16 protein-coding genes are annotated in these 16,862 nt (G+C 73.3%); 7 read left to right on the top strand and 9 right to left on the bottom strand.

From position 1 onward, the window contains the following. Nucleotides 1–91 precede the first annotated feature (91 nt). The 5 genes from WCS02_RS01940 to WCS02_RS01920 all read right to left on the bottom strand — a co-directional run bounded on the left by WCS02_RS01940 (nt 92) and on the right by WCS02_RS01920 (nt 2,632). Nucleotides 92–466, bottom strand: a complete 375-nt coding sequence (locus WCS02_RS01940; protein ID WP_340288939.1) for a hypothetical protein — start codon at nt 464–466, stop codon at nt 92–94. A gap of 63 nt (nt 467–529) precedes the next feature. Further along, nucleotides 530–1,117: a helix-turn-helix domain-containing protein gene (locus tag WCS02_RS01935; protein ID WP_340288936.1), complete on the bottom strand. Its 588-nt coding sequence runs from the start codon at nt 1,115–1,117 to the stop codon at nt 530–532. A gap of 48 nt (nt 1,118–1,165) precedes the next feature. Then, on the bottom strand, nt 1,166–1,600 hold the full coding sequence (locus WCS02_RS01930) for a T3SS (YopN, CesT) and YbjN peptide-binding chaperone 1 (RefSeq protein WP_340288933.1): 435 nt from the start codon (nt 1,598–1,600) through the stop codon (nt 1,166–1,168). 163 nt (nt 1,601–1,763) lie between these two features. After that, nucleotides 1,764–2,141, bottom strand: coding sequence for a hypothetical protein (locus tag WCS02_RS01925; RefSeq protein ID WP_340288930.1), 378 nt, complete (start codon nt 2,139–2,141; stop codon nt 1,764–1,766). Then, nucleotides 2,132–2,632, bottom strand: a complete 501-nt coding sequence (locus tag WCS02_RS01920) for a hypothetical protein (RefSeq protein WP_340288928.1) — start codon at nt 2,630–2,632, stop codon at nt 2,132–2,134. The genes WCS02_RS01925 and WCS02_RS01920 overlap by 10 nt, the downstream gene beginning before the upstream one ends. Before the next feature lie 286 nt (nt 2,633–2,918). Here WCS02_RS01920 and WCS02_RS01915 point away from each other — a divergent pair, with 286 nt between their 5' ends. Together WCS02_RS01915 and WCS02_RS01910 are read left to right on the top strand one after the other, a co-directional pair. Next, a complete protein-coding gene (locus WCS02_RS01915) occupies nt 2,919–3,740 on the top strand; it encodes a nuclease-related domain-containing protein (protein ID WP_340288925.1) in 822 nt (273 codons plus the stop codon). 139 nt (nt 3,741–3,879) lie between these two features. Beyond that, nucleotides 3,880–4,239 carry a macro domain-containing protein gene (locus WCS02_RS01910; RefSeq protein WP_340288922.1) on the top strand — a complete coding sequence of 120 codons (360 nt, stop codon included), beginning with the start codon at nt 3,880–3,882 and terminating at the stop codon, nt 4,237–4,239. 114 nt (nt 4,240–4,353) lie between these two features. On the opposite strand, the gene WCS02_RS01905 is transcribed toward WCS02_RS01910, so the two are convergent. From WCS02_RS01905 to WCS02_RS01895, 3 genes are all read right to left on the bottom strand, one after another. After that, nucleotides 4,354–4,905 carry a hypothetical protein gene (locus WCS02_RS01905; RefSeq protein ID WP_340288919.1) on the bottom strand — a complete coding sequence of 184 codons (552 nt, stop codon included), beginning with the start codon at nt 4,903–4,905 and terminating at the stop codon, nt 4,354–4,356. Between the two features lie 65 nt (nt 4,906–4,970). After that, the gene (locus tag WCS02_RS01900) at nt 4,971–5,594 is read right to left on the bottom strand and encodes a protein-tyrosine phosphatase family protein (protein ID WP_340288916.1); all 624 of its coding nucleotides are present in this window, start codon (nt 5,592–5,594) and stop codon (nt 4,971–4,973) included. After that, entirely contained in the window at nt 5,591–6,337 is a 747-nt protein-coding gene (locus WCS02_RS01895; protein WP_376983762.1) for an ARPP-1 family domain-containing protein, read from the bottom strand. The genes WCS02_RS01900 and WCS02_RS01895 overlap by 4 nt, the downstream gene beginning before the upstream one ends. A 99-nt stretch (nt 6,338–6,436) precedes the next feature. Between WCS02_RS01895 and WCS02_RS01890 the strand changes: the two genes are divergently transcribed. The 3 genes from WCS02_RS01890 (at nt 6,437) to WCS02_RS01880 (ending at nt 9,188) form a co-directional block, all read left to right on the top strand. Continuing rightward, the gene (locus WCS02_RS01890) at nt 6,437–7,129 is read left to right on the top strand and encodes an NUDIX hydrolase (protein ID WP_340288910.1); all 693 of its coding nucleotides are present in this window, start codon (nt 6,437–6,439) and stop codon (nt 7,127–7,129) included. A gap of 155 nt (nt 7,130–7,284) precedes the next feature. Then, the gene (locus WCS02_RS01885; RefSeq protein ID WP_340288907.1) at nt 7,285–8,697 is read left to right on the top strand and encodes a PGN_0703 family putative restriction endonuclease; all 1,413 of its coding nucleotides are present in this window, start codon (nt 7,285–7,287) and stop codon (nt 8,695–8,697) included. Continuing rightward, complete coding sequence (locus tag WCS02_RS01880) at nt 8,694–9,188, top strand: macro domain-containing protein (protein ID WP_340288904.1); 495 nt, start codon at nt 8,694–8,696, stop codon at nt 9,186–9,188. Before WCS02_RS01885 ends, WCS02_RS01880 begins: the two co-directional genes overlap by 4 nt. Nucleotides 9,189–9,224: 36 nt before the next feature. On the opposite strand, the gene WCS02_RS01875 is transcribed toward WCS02_RS01880, so the two are convergent. Then, nucleotides 9,225–10,094, bottom strand: a complete 870-nt coding sequence (locus tag WCS02_RS01875; RefSeq protein WP_340288901.1) for a hypothetical protein — start codon at nt 10,092–10,094, stop codon at nt 9,225–9,227. Between the two features lie 262 nt (nt 10,095–10,356). On the opposite strand from WCS02_RS01875, the gene WCS02_RS01870 reads away from it, so the two are divergent. Together WCS02_RS01870 and WCS02_RS01865 are read left to right on the top strand one after the other, a co-directional pair. Next, nucleotides 10,357–13,518 (top strand): PD-(D/E)XK nuclease family protein, encoded by a 3,162-nt coding sequence (locus tag WCS02_RS01870; RefSeq protein ID WP_340288898.1) that lies wholly within the window; start codon nt 10,357–10,359, stop codon nt 13,516–13,518. Further along, nucleotides 13,515–16,754 (top strand): UvrD-helicase domain-containing protein, encoded by a 3,240-nt coding sequence (locus WCS02_RS01865; RefSeq protein WP_340288895.1) that lies wholly within the window; start codon nt 13,515–13,517, stop codon nt 16,752–16,754. Before WCS02_RS01870 ends, WCS02_RS01865 begins: the two co-directional genes overlap by 4 nt. The last annotated feature ends 108 nt before the right edge of the window (nt 16,755–16,862 follow it).

The following is a 16,862-nucleotide window of genomic DNA, read 5'->3' as shown; positions in this document are numbered from 1 at the left end:
GTCGGACGCAACTCGCGGATCAGCCCCCTCCTCCACCAGCACCGACCGCCGGACGCGCAACGTCGCCGCCAGCGTCACCGTGCCGCTCCACTCACTCGCCGGGCACCGCCCGCTCCTCGAGCGCCGCGCGCACGGCGGCGACGATGCCCCACGCACGGGTCAGGTCGGCCGCCACCTCCTGCCGGCCCACGGGCACGTCGTGGTACTCGCTGCGGTTCCGCTTCAACCGCATGGCCTGCAACCACCCCACGCTGCCCGTCGGGTCGTCGAGCTCGCTCGCCGCGTACAGCCCGACGGCCTCGTGGGCGCCCGCCCGGTTCTGGACGCGGTACCCGCGGGCGAGCATGTGGGCGGTGACGGCCTTGCGCGCGGCGTCGTACAGGGCCGCGCACGCCGTGGCCGGATCGACGTCTGCCAGCAGGCCGGCGCTGCGCAGGTGCTGCTCGCAGGCGGCGAGCCGGTCCATGGGCCGAGGCGGGGCCGGCCGGCGCCCGCTCGACCCGGCCGCTGCGCGGCAGGTCGTCGAGGCTCACGGGCCGCTCACCCGGGCGACGGGTACCCGGGCATCGTCACGCACGTCACGGACGAACCCGTCCCGGGGGTCCTCCCACTCCCCGGGGGCGAGGAACGACAGACCGACAGGACGCCCGAGCCGAGACCCGGCCCGGGTCACTGCGTCGGCGAGCTCGTCCATGTCCGGCCGGCCCACCACGAGCAGGTCGATGTCCGACGGAGAGGACCCCGGGTCGCCGAGGTAGCGGCGCACCCAACTGCCGAACACCCATGCCGCCTCCACCCCGTCCACCGCGGCGAGCTCTGGGCCCAGGACGGCAGCCGGCCCGAAGGCCTTGAGGACCAGCCCGGCGAGCTCCGGGTAGAGCAGCGCGTTCGTGTCCACGGCTACCGAGCGGAGGTTCCGGTCGCCGTCGACGGTCACGACCCCGGTCTGCTTCAGCCGGCGGACCTCGCGGCTCGCGGTCGGCTGGGACACGTCCGCGGCCTCGGCGAGGGCGGGCACGGTCCAGGTCACCTCGGGCGCAAGCAACAGCCGGGTCAGGACCCGGGCCTGCGCGACGCTGCGCAGGGCGGGCAGCAGGGCCGGGGCAGCCTGGCCCACATCCTGAATACTGTCATTCAGGATGTGAAACACGACCGCACAGAGTCATCACTCCGCCCCCGGCACCGGTCCGACGGGCAGCGCCACCTTCCCGCCGTGCACGGTGGCGACCAGCGCGCCGAGGCGGTCGGCGGTCCCGCCGACCTCGGAGACGAGGGCGCGCAGGTCCTCGGCACGGAGCGTCTCGACGGGCAGGCAGCCCTCGATCATGAGCGCGCCGCCGTGCATCCACGCGCGCGCCAGGACCAGCCAGGCGTTGGCGTCGTTGACCTCGCGGAGCACCGGCTTGGTGACCGCGATCCCGTCCGCGGCCCGGGCCCAGACCCGCACCAGCCTTCCGTCCGTCACGACCGAGACGTACAGCACCGCAGTCCCGAACGGGAACGCCAGGTCGCCGTCGGGGTCCACGACGACCTCGGCCAGCTCGAACGCCTCGCGCGCCAGCTCCTTGACGTGCGACCGCGCCATGTCCAGGTACGACAAGCCACCACCCTCTTCCGCTCGACGGCGACCATCGTCTCGAGGGGGTCGGACACAAGACGCCCGCCAGCCCCACCTCCAGCAGCGCCACCAGCCCCCGGCCGTGGTCACCCCGACGTGCAGCCGCGGCCGTCCCCGTCAGCGTCGAAGCGGTGCGGGTCCGGGGCTACGACAGCGAAGCTGCGGTGAGGCACGTCACCGCAGTCCAGATCCGGCGGCGCCGCGGGATGCAGACGCCGGGGTACGCCGCGTCGCACCCGGCGGCGGCTGGTCCTGCGGGTGCCGGTACGACCTGGGGGGCAGGTGCGGCGCCGCAGTCGACGCGTGACGGTGACCCGGCGTCGGCCTCGATGTACTCCGCCTCCCTCGCGTGGGCGCCGTAGCCGTCGCGGGAGTCGTAGCGGGCGATGCCGTAGCCGTCGGTGATCAGGCTGAGTCCCGCGTCCAGGGTCGCTCCTGACGCGGCGTCCTCGACGACGTCCACATAGGCCAGCAGCCGGTCGTAACGGTCCCGGCTGTCGCGGGCACCGGGCGTCAGGAGCACCTGCCGGTCCTGCGCGAGGAAGGTGAGCGCCGCGCGGCCTCGTCGAACCCGCACTGCCCCTGCTCCGGGGTGTCGAGGCCGACCACTCGCACCCGCTCGACCACGCCGTCGCGGCGGGCGTCCAGGGTGTCGCCGTCGATGACGTCGACCACGACCCATGCGTCCGGCTGGGGTGCCGGCGAGGGCGGAGGTGCCGGCGGGGGCGGAGCCGGCGTCGGGGTGGGCGACATGGCCGGGACGAGCGCGGCCGCGCTGGCCACCGTCCCCTCCGGCGCCGCGGACGGAGAGCCGGTCGGCTCGTCAGTGGGCTCGTCGCCGGTCGGGATGGCCGAGCGGGTCGGCTCGGCGGGCGAGGTGTCGGACGACGGTGCGGAGGCGACCGGGACCTCCCCCGGCTCCCCCGACATCGTCACCCCGACCACGCACCCCCCGAGCAGCATGCCGGTCAGGAGCACTGTCGCGTCGCGCAGCGACCGGACGCTTCCCCTCACCAGGAGGTGATAGCAGGGACCGGGGGACACAGGTGGGCACCTGGGACGGGTTCACCGATACGGCCCCGAGCGCCGGGTCGGCTCCGTACGACCCGGCGGAGAGCCATGTCCGGGGGTGCGATGAGCGTCATCACCACACCCAGAGCCGACCAGTGCCGCCGGTGTGGTCGCGCGGTCCCTGTCGGGGAGCGGGTCGAGTGGTCGCCGCAGTCCGGGGGTCCTGTGCCTGGAGTCCTGCGGCAGAGGCGTCGCACCGCTGCGGGCCGGGAGCGGGTCCACGGACGCCGTGGTGACTGCGGCGGCATCGCCCGCACCGGCTCCCTCCGACCTGGGCGCGCACACGCCGGCGACATCGGCGACCGGGTGGCCGGACGCCGGTGTCCCGGGTGCCTCAGCGCTCCGGGAGTACAGGACCAGGGCTGCCGCAGAGAAGGTCACGCGGACACGATCCTGGCCGCGACGGGTGCCTGCCGGCGTCGTCCTCCTGCTGCTGAGTCTCCCAGCGATCGTCCCCTTCGGACCTCTGGCGTCGGCGTTGGGCCTCCTCGTCGGCGCCGCGGTCGTGGCCCTGCCGATCTGGAGCTCCCCGACGGCCGAGACGATGCACCACCGGACCGGCGTTATCGGAGAGCTTGAGGTCGGTCGGTGGCTGCAGGCCGTCGTCGAGCGGCAGCAGGCGCTGGGGCGTGGGGCTGGGGTTCTCCTCGACCGCGGGTGCCGGGGCAGCGAGAACGCCGACCACGTCGTGGTCGCCTCTGCCGGCGTGACGGTGGTCGAGGCAAAGAACTGGTCCGGTTGCGCGCGGGTCCACAAAAGCTCGTACTACGCAGGCCAACGGTCCTCGGTCGACAAGGCCGCCGTCCAGGCGAACCGGCAGGCCGCTACTGTGCGTCGAGCGCTCGTCGCGGAGGGGGTGCGCGACGTCCCGGTCCACGCCGTCGTGTGCCTCGTGGGACAGGCACGACCTCGGGTGGCGCTGCAGGTCAAGGGCGTCACGGTCTGCGGTGCGGACCAGCTCTGGGCGGCGCTGCCGACCGGGACCCTCGGGACCCGGCAGCAGTTGGCTGACGTGGCGGGGGCGCTGGACCGCTGTCTGCGAGCTGCGTGACGCCGGGGCGCCGCGGTACCAGCAGTCACTGCCCCGCCCAGAGCACCTGGCGGCGGGCGGCACCGTCGGCGAGGTGTAGCAGTGGGCCGCTGCGGCGGAAGGACTGTCGCCGTACCGCAGCACGTATACCGGCGAGGTCATGCACGCTGCGGCAGCACCCAGGCTGCTGAAGGCACCGCGGGCGTTGGCGCCGTGCCCGCCGGGACAGGCGGCCATGACTCCCGCCTTCGACCTGACGACGGTCCGCTGGGTGATCCATGCCGTCGGCCCCCTCCCGCGGACCGGAGGACGCAGCACGCTCGCGTCGGCGGACAAGGCGAGCCTCGCGCGGGCTGACGAGGTCGGCGCACGGTCGGTGGCCTTCCCCTCCATCTCGACCGGTGCCTACGGCTACCCCGCCGACGCGGCGTCAAGGGTGTCGGTCGAGGCGCTGCTAGGGGCGACAACGGCGGTCGAGGTCGTGCTGCTGGTGGCGCTCGTCCACCGAATGCCGAGCTGATGGAGCGGGCGCTACCGAACAGCGAGCGTGCTGGAGGGCCCATGTGACGTAGCCCGCTGCCCCGGCGTCGAGAACCCGTCCAATGGGACGACGCGCCCTTGCATCACCGACCAGTCAGTCGCACGTGCCGCACCCACCGGCGACCGGCATCAGGACGTTGCAGGTCGGGCACTCGCGGCCCTGTCGGGCCCCGGCCGCCGCGGGTCCCCCGCCCGCGCCGGAGTCGTAGCCGGGCAGCTCGGTGAGAGCACCCCCGCTCCTCCAGTACGTCTTGCCCACATACGCGACGGCGGTGCCGTCCGAGCCCAACGCGATGTAGGAGCGGCTGTTCGGAGCCCACACTGCGTCGTAGTCGACGTCTCGGGCCAAGTTCCGCACCTTCTGCCGCGCCTGCAGGGGAACGTACGCCTCCAGCGCCCGCTCGAGATTGTCGAAGTACTGCCGACCGTGACCGCCTAGTTCCGCCTGACACGTAGAACAGACCTGCCAGGCCTCGAGGTCAGCTTCGTTCGCCACGACCAACACCGTCGCACCACGCTCCAGTCGGTAGCACTGCGACAGGTGCAGCCGAGAACCGGTCAGCGGCCGGAGCAGGACGTCGGGCGCGACGTGCGTCATGGCCTGGCGAGCGGTGAAGGACGACTGCGGCGCACCTGCAGTGGACATGACCGCAGATTACGAGCGGGGCCGGACACAACGGGACCGGCCGGGTCAGCTGCGGCACACCTCGATCAGCCCCGATCGATCGCAGCCGCCTCCAGCAGCCCGCGCATCTCCTCGTCGCGGACCTCCTGGATGACGCGCACAGTGTGGTGCGGGTTTGCCGCCCAGAACGCGCGCAGCTGTGTCCGCTGCTGGCGTCGCTGCACCGCGGAGGCACTCGAGCGCCGGTGCCACCACGACAGCGCGTCCCCCGCGTACCCGATGGCCGCCCTCGGCCTGGCGTCGCGGATAGTCCGTACCCCAGCCGCGGGGCTCATACCCGTCGCGAGCAGGACCGCGAACGCCATGGACGGTCCGCGGTTGATCCCCATGTGGCAGTGCACGTGGACCTTGGCCGACGGGTCCGCCATCGCCTCCAGCGTGAAGTCCACCCCGCGGTCGAACCACGCGTCGGGCATCCGCTGCCCGGCGTCGTCCGCGCCGTTCTCCAGGTACGTGATGGCCGGCGCGTACTCCGCCAGCAGGTCGAGGTCGCTCGCCTCGATGCGGTTGTCGACCACGTGGGTGATGCCCAGCGCCTCCCAGCGGTCGAGCTCGGCGGACCAGGCGCGTCCGTCCCACTGCGGCAGGTCGGCACTGGTGAAGAGCTGGTCGTTGAGGCGGGTGAGCCGCGGTGTCCCGGGCGTCATCACGCGGCCAGCATGAGGTCGTGGCGCGGGTTGAGCACCGTCAGGTGCGCCAGCTGGTCTTGCCACAGCACCCCGCGGGCCAGCACGTGGTCGCTCTCACCGGCGACGGCCCGGCCGTCGACCGCGTCGACGGTGGAGACCGTCCGGAAGCGCCTGCCTCCCGATGCCGCCAGTGCTGCGACGAACGCTCGCGCCTGACGGCCTGGGGTCGGGACGGACGGCCGCATCCCCGCGTCCAGCCAAGCCGACGCGATCAGCGCCGGCAGGTGACGACGCAGCGACCGCGGGTCGGGGAACAGCTCGAGCAGGGCCGGCTGCCCCCCGATGCCGATCAGCACACCCCGCTGACCCGCCAGCACGTCCGGCGACGGGGGGACGCTCGGCAGAACGGTCGTCAGGTGGTGCAAGAGGGTGCCGGTGCTCGAGGGGCCGTAGGCCCGGTCGTAGCGGGACACGACCACGACGGCCAGGTTGCCGGGGGCGAGCACGACGTCGTGCACGAGGGCCCGGTGCTGCCAGCCGCCCTCGAACAGCTCGCCAGCCAGGAGGAGCGCAGGCTGCGCGCCCTGGTTGTGGGCCACGAGCTCCCCGACCACTGGAGCACCTCGCGCTCGTCGACGGCGACGGCCCCGCCGCTGGACAGACCCCGGACCGGGGTCCCGGCGGCCCAGACGGGGGAAGACGCTGAGGCCGCCGCGGTGGGTGGGGCTGCCGAGGTGCAGCCGGGGCAGGGGGACGATGGACATGTGACACGACCTTCCGATGGTTGGATCAGGACTGCGCTTACTCGAACGCTAACCTCTAATAACGCGGTAGCGCGCTAACTGCTTCCCTCGGAGGTCCCCGTGGTTCCCGGCACCGCACCGACCAGCGACCTGCTTGCGTTCCCCCGTCCGTCGGTAGCGGTCGACACGGCGGTGCTGACCGTCGCCCCCCGCGCCGACCCGGCCGCCGACCAGCCCGTCCTCCAGCTCCAGGTGCTGCTGGTGCGCCGGGACGGCGCCGACGGACGTGCGACGTGGTCCCTGCCCGGCACGTTCCTCCACGAGCGGGAGCGGCTCCAGGACGCGGTCATGCGATCGCTGGCGACCAAGGTCGGCATCCGCCAGCGCGCCCGGACGACCGAGATCGGCGTCTTCGACGACCCCTACCGCGACGACCGGGGCTGGGTCCTCAGCGCGGCCCACCTCGCGGCGCTGCCCCTGGAGGCCGTCCTTCCTGCCGTGGAGGCCTCGGACGGAGGACTACGCCTGGTCCCGGCCTCGCGACCGCCGTCCCTGCTCTGGGACCACGGTGCGATCGTGCGGCGAGCGCGGGAGGAGCTCCAGCGGCACTACACCCGCCACCCCGACCCGTTCACGCTGCTCGGTCCCGCGTTCACGATGACCGAGCTGCGCCAGGTCCACGAGGCAGTGCTGAGCCGGGTGCAGCAGAAGGACACCTTCCGTCGGTTGATGGAGCCGCAGCTCCGGGCGACGTCACGGATGTCGAGCGGGACCGTGGGCCGACCGTCGCAGGTGTACGGGCGGAAGCGCTGAGGCGCAGCCTCCTGCCGCACGGATCGGGTCGCCTCGCCTCGCCCGTCCCGCCGAGGGAGCTCACCGGCAGCACGCGGTCGCGAGAGGATCGGGCACAGTTGCCTGCCCAACAGCGCTCACGGCTATGTCCGACCCCCCTCTTACCGTGGCCGTAGATGACATACACCGAGCACGAGAAGGTCCGCGCCGCGACGTGGAAGGCCCGCACGGCCACCCTGCCGTTCGCGGCGAAGCTGCCTGCCGGCTACGTCCACCAGAACGGGACCACCAGCGCGACGCAGCACCACTACTGCCTCCCCGCCGCCTACGCCGAGCACTCGCTGCTCGAGGCGGTCCGGGAGCCGGCGCTGGCGCTGTTCGACGAGCTGGACATCCCGTGGCACGCCGGCGTCGGCGACGGTCCAAGCAACCACCTGCTGTCCTCGCAGGTGCAGTGCGTCAACGCACCGATGCCGATGGTGCACGACCCGGCACGCGTCGTCCGAGCGTTCGGCGACCTGCTCGGCATCGAGGAGGTGCTGCAGGTCGAGCCCGGCCGCTACCTCACCTTCGAATACATCGGGCCCACGGACTACTTCGGAGAGGTGCCCGACGGGCAACGGGTCCGCGGCGCCCGCTGCACCAGCATCGACGCCGCCTTCCTGCACCGGGCGCGGGACGGGGCGGTGGAGCTCGTGCTGGTGGAGTGGAAGTACACCGAGTCCTACCGGCTTCGGCGACCTGACCCCGCCAAGGACAAGGTCCGCGAGCGACGGTACGAGCGCGCGGTCGCCGACCCGGAAGGTCCGGTCCGCGGGGACCTGCTGCCGTTCGACCTGCTGCTGGACGAGCCCGTCTACCAGCTGGTCCGGCAGCAGCTGCTCGCCCATGCCCTCGAGCAGGACCACGCCGAGGGCGCCGACCGGGTCCGTGTCCTCCACGTCCTGCACCCGGGCAACGAGGAATACCAGCAGTCCCTGCACCGGCCGGAGCAGCGGGCCCTCGGTCGCACCGTCGGCGAGGTGTGGCAGCGGCTGCTGCGGCGGACCGACAGGTTCACGTCGCTGGACCCGCGTCTCTTCCTCGACCAGGAGGTGACGTCGCGGGAGTACCTGCTCCGCTACGCCGAGGACGTGATCCACGACGAGGTGGACCTGCTCGAGGCGTTCGATCTCGAGCGCGCCGACGATCTGGAGGACGTCCTGTACGCCGACCACGAGTTCGACGGCAACGTCCTGGTCACCGATGAAGGGGTCGAACTCTTCGTCGGGCGGGACAGCATCGGCTGGACCTACCCGTTCACGGCCACCGAGCTGCGTGACCTCGCTGACGAGCAGGCGTTGGCCGAAGAGATGGTCACGGACGTGGACGTGGACGAGGACGAGCTCACCTGCCCGCGATGCGGGCACTCCCCACTCCTCCGGGTGATGTACGGCATGCCGGCCGGCCCGCCGCCGCCGGACGTCATCCTGGGCGGCTGCGTCGTCCTCCCCGACCCTCCTCGCCACGGCTGCCCCAGCTGCGACTGGATCGGGTCCCCCGACGACCCGCCGGACAGGTCTCGGTCGGCACCTGGCGGCGCCGAATGAGGATCTTCGTCGTCCGGGGCGACATCACCCAGCAGAGCGTCGACGCGGTCGTGACCGCCGGCAACCGGTCGCTGCGCGGCGGGAGCGGTGTGAACGGTGCCGTTCATGCCGCGGCGGGACCCCGGCTGCTGGCCGCCTCACGCGCGCTGGCCCCCTGCCCGCCCGGGCAGGCCGTCGTCACACCGGCCTTCGACCTCGCGACCGCCCGCTGGGTGATCCATGCCGTCGGCCCGAAGTACCGGGGGCCGCAGGACGCGGTGACGCTCGCCTCGGCGTACGCGGCGGCGCTCGCGCGGGCGGACGACGTCGGCGCCCGGTCGGTGGCGTTCCCCTCCATCTCGACGGGCGTCTACGGCTACCCGGCCGAGGAGGCGGCACGCGTGTCGGTCGGGGCGCTGCGCGGGGCGACGACTGCGGTGGAGACGGTGCTGCTGGTTGCGTTCGGCGCCGAGATGGCCGAGTTGTGGGAGCAGGCGCTGGACGGACCGTAGGTCGGAGCCCTTAGCGCGTGCCTCATCAGGTATTATTCACCTGGTGCGCATCGCGCTGTCACCCAGCCGCTTGTAGCGCGTACGACCGCTCGGATTGTGGTGCACGTAGGCGACGCGAAGATGTCCAGGAGGCGCCACGGCGTAAGCCTCGATCGCGTCCACGTCCAGGCTGCCCACCCGGGAAAGATGCAGGATGTAGGGGGCTTTGACGTGGCTGTCGAGCATCTTCTTTCCGTCGGCTTGAAGATGCTCCAACCCGTAGTCCAGCCCGACCTCAACCACGACCGGCGCGGCGATCCGTCCCTGCCGGAACTTCTGGCGGCTGGCCGACGCTAACTGCTGCGGGCTCACCACCGCGAGGTCGAACGAACCGCGCTGGGTGGCCCCGACGCTGCGATCGGGGAAGGTCTCGGGCCACTCCTTGTGAGCGACCTGGGTCAGCTCCCCGGTGGCTATAGGAAATTGCCCCTGCAAGGCAGGCTGATCCTTGAGCCGTCGGTAGATCTCGGCGTGCAACGAGTGCTCGACCCGGTGCAGGTACGGGTGATCGAGGAATTCGATCACGACATCGTCCAGCACGACCTCCACGGCCGCGGTCGCGTCAGCGAGCCATACCTGATCGAGATCGATGTCGACATCGACAAGAGGCAGCACCGCTTGTCCGCCTTGACCGTCCCGCTGCTCCTCCACTCCGTTGCGGGTGGGCACCCAGTCGTGCACTGCCCCGGCGTCGGCCAGCTCAGCGATGTCGGCCAGCTCGACATCCTCAGTGATGGGCAGCCGATAGATGTGCTCGTACTTGCCGTCCTTGTTGGCCGAGGTGCAGACATTGATCGTCTGTGTCTTGGCGCCGCGCGCAAGGACAACTACCCGGCCGTCCCTGAGCCACGTCCGGTTTCGCTCCATATGGGTAACGTAGCGCTGGTACCGCCACCGAGCTGCGACCACACGAGACGCAGGACACTGTTACGCCCACGCCGGTGTCTTCGCCGTCAGGCGCTTCTCGTCATGACGCTCACCCGAGCAGTCCACCGTGCACATGGCGGAGGCTCGGGCGAGCAGGGTGTCGTAAGCGAGCTCGCGCGGACTCAGTTGGAAACGCCTCTCCCTACGTCTGATCTGCATGAGACCGACCACCCGCCCTCGCCCGATCGCTAGCCTCCGCCCCATGGCCTTTTCCCGCGGGACCGTCATCCGCCCCGAGGCCGGTGGGAGCCTCGCCGCAGCGCTGGGCCGGGCCGTCACCGCAGCCCAGGCGGGCGACCCGCTCGCCCCGGTGGAGGTCGTGGTGCCGACCTCGCTGGCGGGGGTCACCCTGCGCCGGGGGTCGGCCGGGCCGCGGGGGTGGGCCAACGTGCGGTTCGGCTCTCTGCCGCAGCTGGCGGAGCGCCTCTGCACGGTGGAGCTCGCCCTCGGGCCGGGCCCCGCCCGCCGCCCGCTGACCGCCCTCGACCGGCGCCGGGCCGTCGCAGAGATGCTCGCCGCCGCGGCCACCTCACCGCTGGTGGCGGCCGCCCGACGCCAACGCGCGACCGCCGACCTGCTCGCTGGGGCGTTCACCGAGCTCGACGACGCCAGGGTCGGCCCGGGCCAGGCCGCGCTGAGCCCTCGCGGCGACGAGGTGCGGCTCCTGCACACCGCCTACCGGTCGCAGATCGCAGGCCTGCTGACCGGGCCGGAGGTGATGGCGCTCGCCGCCGCCGTGGCCTCCCGTGACCCGCTGCCGCCGGTCGTCCTCGTGGCGGCCGGTCCACTGCGGCCCGACGAGCGGTCGTTCCTGGACGCGTTCGGGGCGCGCCTGACCGTCGTCATCGCCCCGGCTGCCCACCCCGGGACCCTGGAGTGGCTCGGGGCGGAGCCGACGTCCCCGGCCTCCCCGGTGACGGCCGTGACGCTGGCCCCCGATCCGGAGGAGGAGGTCAGGATCGCCGTCCGCGCCGCGGTGGCGCACCTGCAGGAGCACGGGTGCCGGCCCGAGCGGATCGGTATTGCCTACGTCTCCCCCGAGCCCTACACCCGGCTGCTGTCCGAGCAGCTCACGGCCGCCGGCCTCCCGCACCACGTGACGGGGGACCGGAACCTCGCCCAGACGCTCACCGGCCGGGCCCTCACCGGCCTCATGGCGCTGCACGCCCGCGGCCTGCCCCGGGCGGACCTGCTGCGGTGGATGTCCGACGGTCCCCGCGTGGACGGCGACGGTCGGCGGCTGCCGGTGACCCGCTGGGAGCGGGTGTCTCGCGAGGCCGGGGTCTCCCGGGGGCCGGCGCAGTGGCAGCAGCGGCTCTCCCGGCACGCGGACGAGCTGCGCGCCCGCGCCCTCACCGAGGGGGCGGACACCGCTCGCCTCGACCGGGAGGTCGCGGACGCAGAGAGCCTGCTGGTCGAGGTGCAGCGCCTCGACGCCCTGGTCACCGCCGTCGACGCCGCTCCCGGCTGGCGCGAGGCGAGCGACGCGCTCGTCGTCCTGGTGCGCGGGGTCATGGGCACCCGCGCGCAGGTCGACGGCTGGTCCGCCCGCGAGGGGTCGGACTCCCCCGAGGTCGCGCTCGAGCAGGCCGCGTGCGACGCCGTGCTCGACAGCCTGCGCGCGGTGTCCACCACCCCCACCCCCTTCAGCGACGCCGCCCTGAGGTCGGAGCTGGAGGACGCCCTGGGCTCAGGGGTCCGCAGCGCGACGACCCTGGGCCGTGGGCTCCTCCTTGCCCCGGTGGCGTCTTTCACCGGGGCCGACCTGGACCTGCTGCTCGTCCTCGGCTGCACCGAGGACGCCCTCCCGGCCCGACGCCGGGAGAACCCGCTGCTGCGGGACGACGACCGGACCGCGCTCTCGCCGTCGCTGGCCACGGTGGCCTCCCGCCGGGTCGTCGAGCGGACCCGGTGGGCGGCGGCCCTGGCCTGCTCCGGTGAGGTCCGGCTGTCCTACCCGCGGGCCGACCCCCGCTCGCAGCGACGCCAGTTCGCCTCCCCCTGGCTCCTCGCCGAGGCGAGCCGCCTGCACGGCAGCACCGTGACCGCCGCGGCCCTGGACGGCGACATCGTCGACGCGCCCTGGCTCGCCTGCCCGCCGTCGTTCGAGGCCTCCCTCCGGGGTGCGACCACACGGCTGAACCTGCAGGAGCTCGACGTCGCCGCCGCGCTGCACGGGGACGTGGACGCGCTCGCCGCCGCCGACCCCCGGCTCCAGCGCGGCCTGGAGGCAGCCCGGAGCCGTCGGGCAGGCAGCTTCGACGCCTGGTCCGGCGGCGTGGACGCCCTCCCCGCGGAGCTGCGGGCGGGGGTCGACGCGCACCTGTCGGCGACCAAGCTGCAGGTCTGGGCTACCTGCCCCGCCCAGCACCTCTTCGGCACGGTCCTGCGGGTCCGACCGCTGGAGGACCGCGGCGCCGGCGACACCATCGACGCCCGAGACAAGGGCACCCTGGTGCACGACGTGCTGGAGACGCTGGTCCGCAGCCGGTTGCCCGAGGACGGCACGGCGGGCCTGGACCCGCAGCAGGAGTGGACCCCGGAGGACGTCGCCGAGGCTGTCGCGCTGCTGGAGGCCAAGGCCGCCGACCTCACCCAGCGGGGCCTGACCGGTCGCGAAATTCTGTGGGCGGCGCAGCTGTCCCGGTTGCGGCGGACCCTGCTCCGCATCCTCGCGGTCGACTCGGACCTGCGGCGCTCCCGCCGCTCCACCCCGGTCGCGACCGAGGCCGCCTTCGGACGCGACGGAGCCGACCCGCTCGTCGTCACCCTGCCCCGTCAGGGACAAGTGCCGTTCACGGGCTCCATCGACCGGGTGGACCGCACCGACGACGGTGATCTGGTCGTCATCGACTACAAGACCGGCAGCGGCAGCGGCTACGACGCCATCCCCAAGCACCCGTCGCTGGACGAGGCCGCCGACCTGGTCGACCGCGGCAAGAAGCTCCAGCTGCTGCTGTACGGCCTCGCCGCCCGCCAGCTCGAGGGGCTGCCGGAGGCGGCGGTGCAGGCCTGGTTCTGGTTCGTCGAGCAGGGCGCCCTGCAGCGGGGCGGCCCGGTCGGCGCCCACCAGGAGCGGCGCCTGCTGGAGGTCCTCGACGTCACCGTCGGGGGCATCCGCGACGGCGTATACCCCGCCCACCCCGGCCCCGAGTCGTGGCGGAGTAACAGGCAGGGCTGGGAGAACTGCACCTACTGCCCCTTCGACCGGGTCTGCCCCACCGGGCGCGCCGAGGCCTGGACCCGCCTCCGCACCGCGGCCCCGGTCCGCCCCTACGCCACGCTCGTCGACCCCGAGCCCGCCGCTGACCCCGCCACCCACCCCGCCGCTGATCGCGTCGTCGACCCGGAGGCCACCCTGTGACCGACCCCTCCGACCACGCCGCCCGCCACCGCATCCGCACCGACGTCGCCGAGGTCCTGTTCGTGGAGGCCGGAGCCGGCACCGGCAAGACCCACGCTCTCGTCGACCGGGTGGTGGAGCTGCTCGCGACCGGGCACCTCACCTCGACCGCCGGGCTCGCAGCCATCACGTTCACGGAGAACGCGGCCGCCGAGCTCCGCAACCGGCTCCGGGAGGCCCTGGCCACCGCGGCGGAGGGTCACCTGCACGGCCGCGACTTCGACGCCACGGAGCGGGACCGGCTCCTCACCGCGGGCCACGACCTCGACGACGCGGTCCTCACCACCCTGCACGGCTTCGCCTCGCGCATCCTGGCCGACGCCGCGCTGGAGGCCGGGCTGCCGCCGGGCTTCTCCGTCGCCGGTGCCCTGGCCGGCAGCGACGGCGCCGAACGGTCCTGGGAGGACTTCCTCGACGCCCTCCTGGACGACGGGGCGATCCGGGAGCACCTGCTCCGCGCCCTGACCCTGGGGCTCACGATCGACAGGCTCGCCGATGTCGCCACCGCGCTCGGCGCGTCCTGGGACCGGCTGCGCGACCGGCCACTCGTCGACAGGCCCGCCCCGCCGATCGGCGTCGAGGAGATCGCCGCACCGCTGCGCCGAGCGCTCCGTGACCCCGACGCCTGGCCGGACGACAAGCTCGCCGCGCACCTGCGGTCCACCGTCGCGCCCCTGCTCAATGACCTAACCGGCTTGACCGACCCCCTCGACCTGCTCGAACGGCTCACCACCGTGAATCTCCCCTCCGGCAACAAGGGCACTGGCCTTGACTGGGCCCGCGCCGGCCTGGACAAGCAGGCGATCGTCGCGGATCTGAAAGAGGCCGACGCCGCCCGCGCGGCCGTGCTCCAGACGGTCGGCGCCGCCGCCACCGAGGCCCTGACGGCGCGGGTGCAGGACTGGCTCCTCGCGGAGTCCGAGCGCCGCCGAGACACCGGCGAGCTGGACTACCACGACCTGCTGGTGCTGGCCCGCGACGTGCTCCGCGACGACCCCGAGGTGCGCGCACGGCTGCACGCCCGCTGGCCGGCGCTGCTCGTCGACGAGTTCCAGGACACCGACCGGCTGCAGGTCGAGATCGCCTATCTGCTCGCCGGCGACCCCGGCGGGCTCGGGTCGGACTGGAGCCAGACCCAGGTCGAGGGCGCGCGGCTGTTCTTCGTCGGGGACCCCAAGCAGTCGATCTACCGGTTCCGCGGCGCGGACGTCACCCTGTTCAACGCCGTCGGGGCGCGTCACGCGGCCGGGCCCCGGCTGGAGGTCAACTTCCGGAGCGTGCCCGGCGTCCTGACCGCGGCCAACACCGCCTTCCGCACCCTGTTCGACCCCGGCGACGGCATCGTGTACGCCGACCTGCTGCCCTCCCGGACGGCCGTCGACGACGTTCCTCCGGTGCTGCTGCTCGGCGGACCGCAAGCTGGCGTGAAGGCCAAGGACCTGCGGCTCGCCGAAGCAACCCACCTGGCCGACGTCATGGTGCGCGCAAAGGGGCGGTGGCAGGTCCGCGACGGCCGGCCGGCGCGCTATCAGGACATGGCGGTGCTACTGCCGACCCGCGCCTCGCTGCCCGCGCTGGAGCGTGCGCTGCAGGAGCGCCAGGTGCCTTACCGGATCGAGAGCCGCTCCTTGGTGTGGGGTACCGACGCAGTCCGCGGCCTCGTCACCCTGCTCCAGGCCGTCGACGACCCGGCCGACGAGGTCGCCCTGCTGGCCTCGCTCCGCCACCCCGGGCTGGCCTGCTCCGACGTCGACCTGGTGACCTGGCGGGCGGCCGGCGGTCGCTGGTCGCTCTTCGCCGACGTCCCCGCGGGTCTGGAAGGGCACCCGGTCGCCGCGGCCCTGGCGACGTTGCGCGGCTGGCACGACCAGCGGTGGTGGGTGCCGGTCAACCAGCTCCTCGACGCGATCACCCGCGAGCTGCGGCTGGTGGAGCTCACGACCGTCGAGGACCGGCCCCGCGACCACTGGCGGCGGCTGCGGTTCCTCGTCGACCAGGCGCGCGCCTGGTGCGACAGCGGGGGGTCCGGCCTGGGGCGGTTCGTCGCCTGGGCCGTCCGGCAGATCGCCGAGGACGCCGACGTGCTGGAGACCGTCGTCCCCGAGCCCGACGACGACGCCGTCCGCATCCTCACGATCCACGGCGCGAAGGGGCTGGAGTTCCCCATCACCATGGTCGCCGGGCTGGGGAGCATCGTCACCCGGCAGGACACCGTCCTGTGGACCGACGACGGACCGCAGATCCGCCTCAAGACCGGTCTGCTGGAGACCAGCGGGTACGCGCAGGCGGTCACCCAGGAGAAGCTGGCTCGCCGCCAGGAGGACATCCGGCTGCTGTACGTGGCCGCGACCCGCGCCGAGGACCACCTCGTACTGGGCTGCTACCACTCGCCCCCGAAGGGGGCAGAGGCTCAGCGGTCGTCGGCCCAGCAGCTCTGGGGACTGCTGGCCGACGAGGGCATCGCCCGCCGGGAGCTCCAGCCCCCGAACGGGGCGCCCGCCGTACCCTCCCCCGCCGAGCCCGCGCACCTGGCCGTCGCCCACGATCCCCTGCCGGACCGGGTCGTGTTCCTAGAAGGGCGCGCCGACCTGCTCGAGGACCTGGCGACCCGGGTGGCCACGAGCCCTACCTCCCTCACCGTCGCCGCCGCGGACCCCGAGCCGGACAAGGAGGCGCCGGAGGACATCGCGCCGGTGGTGCGCCGCGGGTCCAGTCGCGGGGCCGCGATCGGCACCGCCACCCACCGGGTGCTGGAGCTCCTGCCGAGCCTCACCGCCGCGACCACGGCCCAGGTGGCGGGCCTGAGCCGGCTCGCGTGCGCCGAGGCCGACATCCCGGACCTGGAGTCCGACGTGGCCGGGCGGGTGTGGTCGGCGCTGGAGTCACCCTCGCTCACCGAGGCGCTGACCGACGACGCCCGCGCCCTGCGCGAGGTCTACCTCGTGGTGCGCGACGCAGACCGTTTCCTCGAGGGGTACATCGACTTGCTCGTCGACTCGAAGGACCGTGGTCTCACTGTCCTGGACTACAAGACCGACCGCGCCGTGACGGCGGAGGAGGTCGCGGCTAAGCAGGCCCGGTACGGCCCCCAGCTCGACGCCTACGCCCGTGCCGTCGAGCAGGTCACCGGGACGGCGCCGAGCTCGACGGGGCTCGTGTTCGCCCGCCCCGGAGGGCGCCTACCCGAGAACCCCTGACGGCTTCGTGCCATGGGGCCTGATTGCAGTGAGCTGGCCGGGACAGCGCTAGAGCATGCACGACCATGGAGTCGTCAAGGGGCCCCCGCGAGTGCAGCGTCAGCCCTC

The sequence above is a fragment of the Aquipuribacter hungaricus genome (assembly GCF_037860755.1).
Lineage (GTDB): Bacteria > Actinomycetota > Actinomycetes > Actinomycetales > JBBAYJ01 > Aquipuribacter > Aquipuribacter hungaricus.
This window is presented reverse-complemented; position numbering and strand designations above follow the sequence as displayed.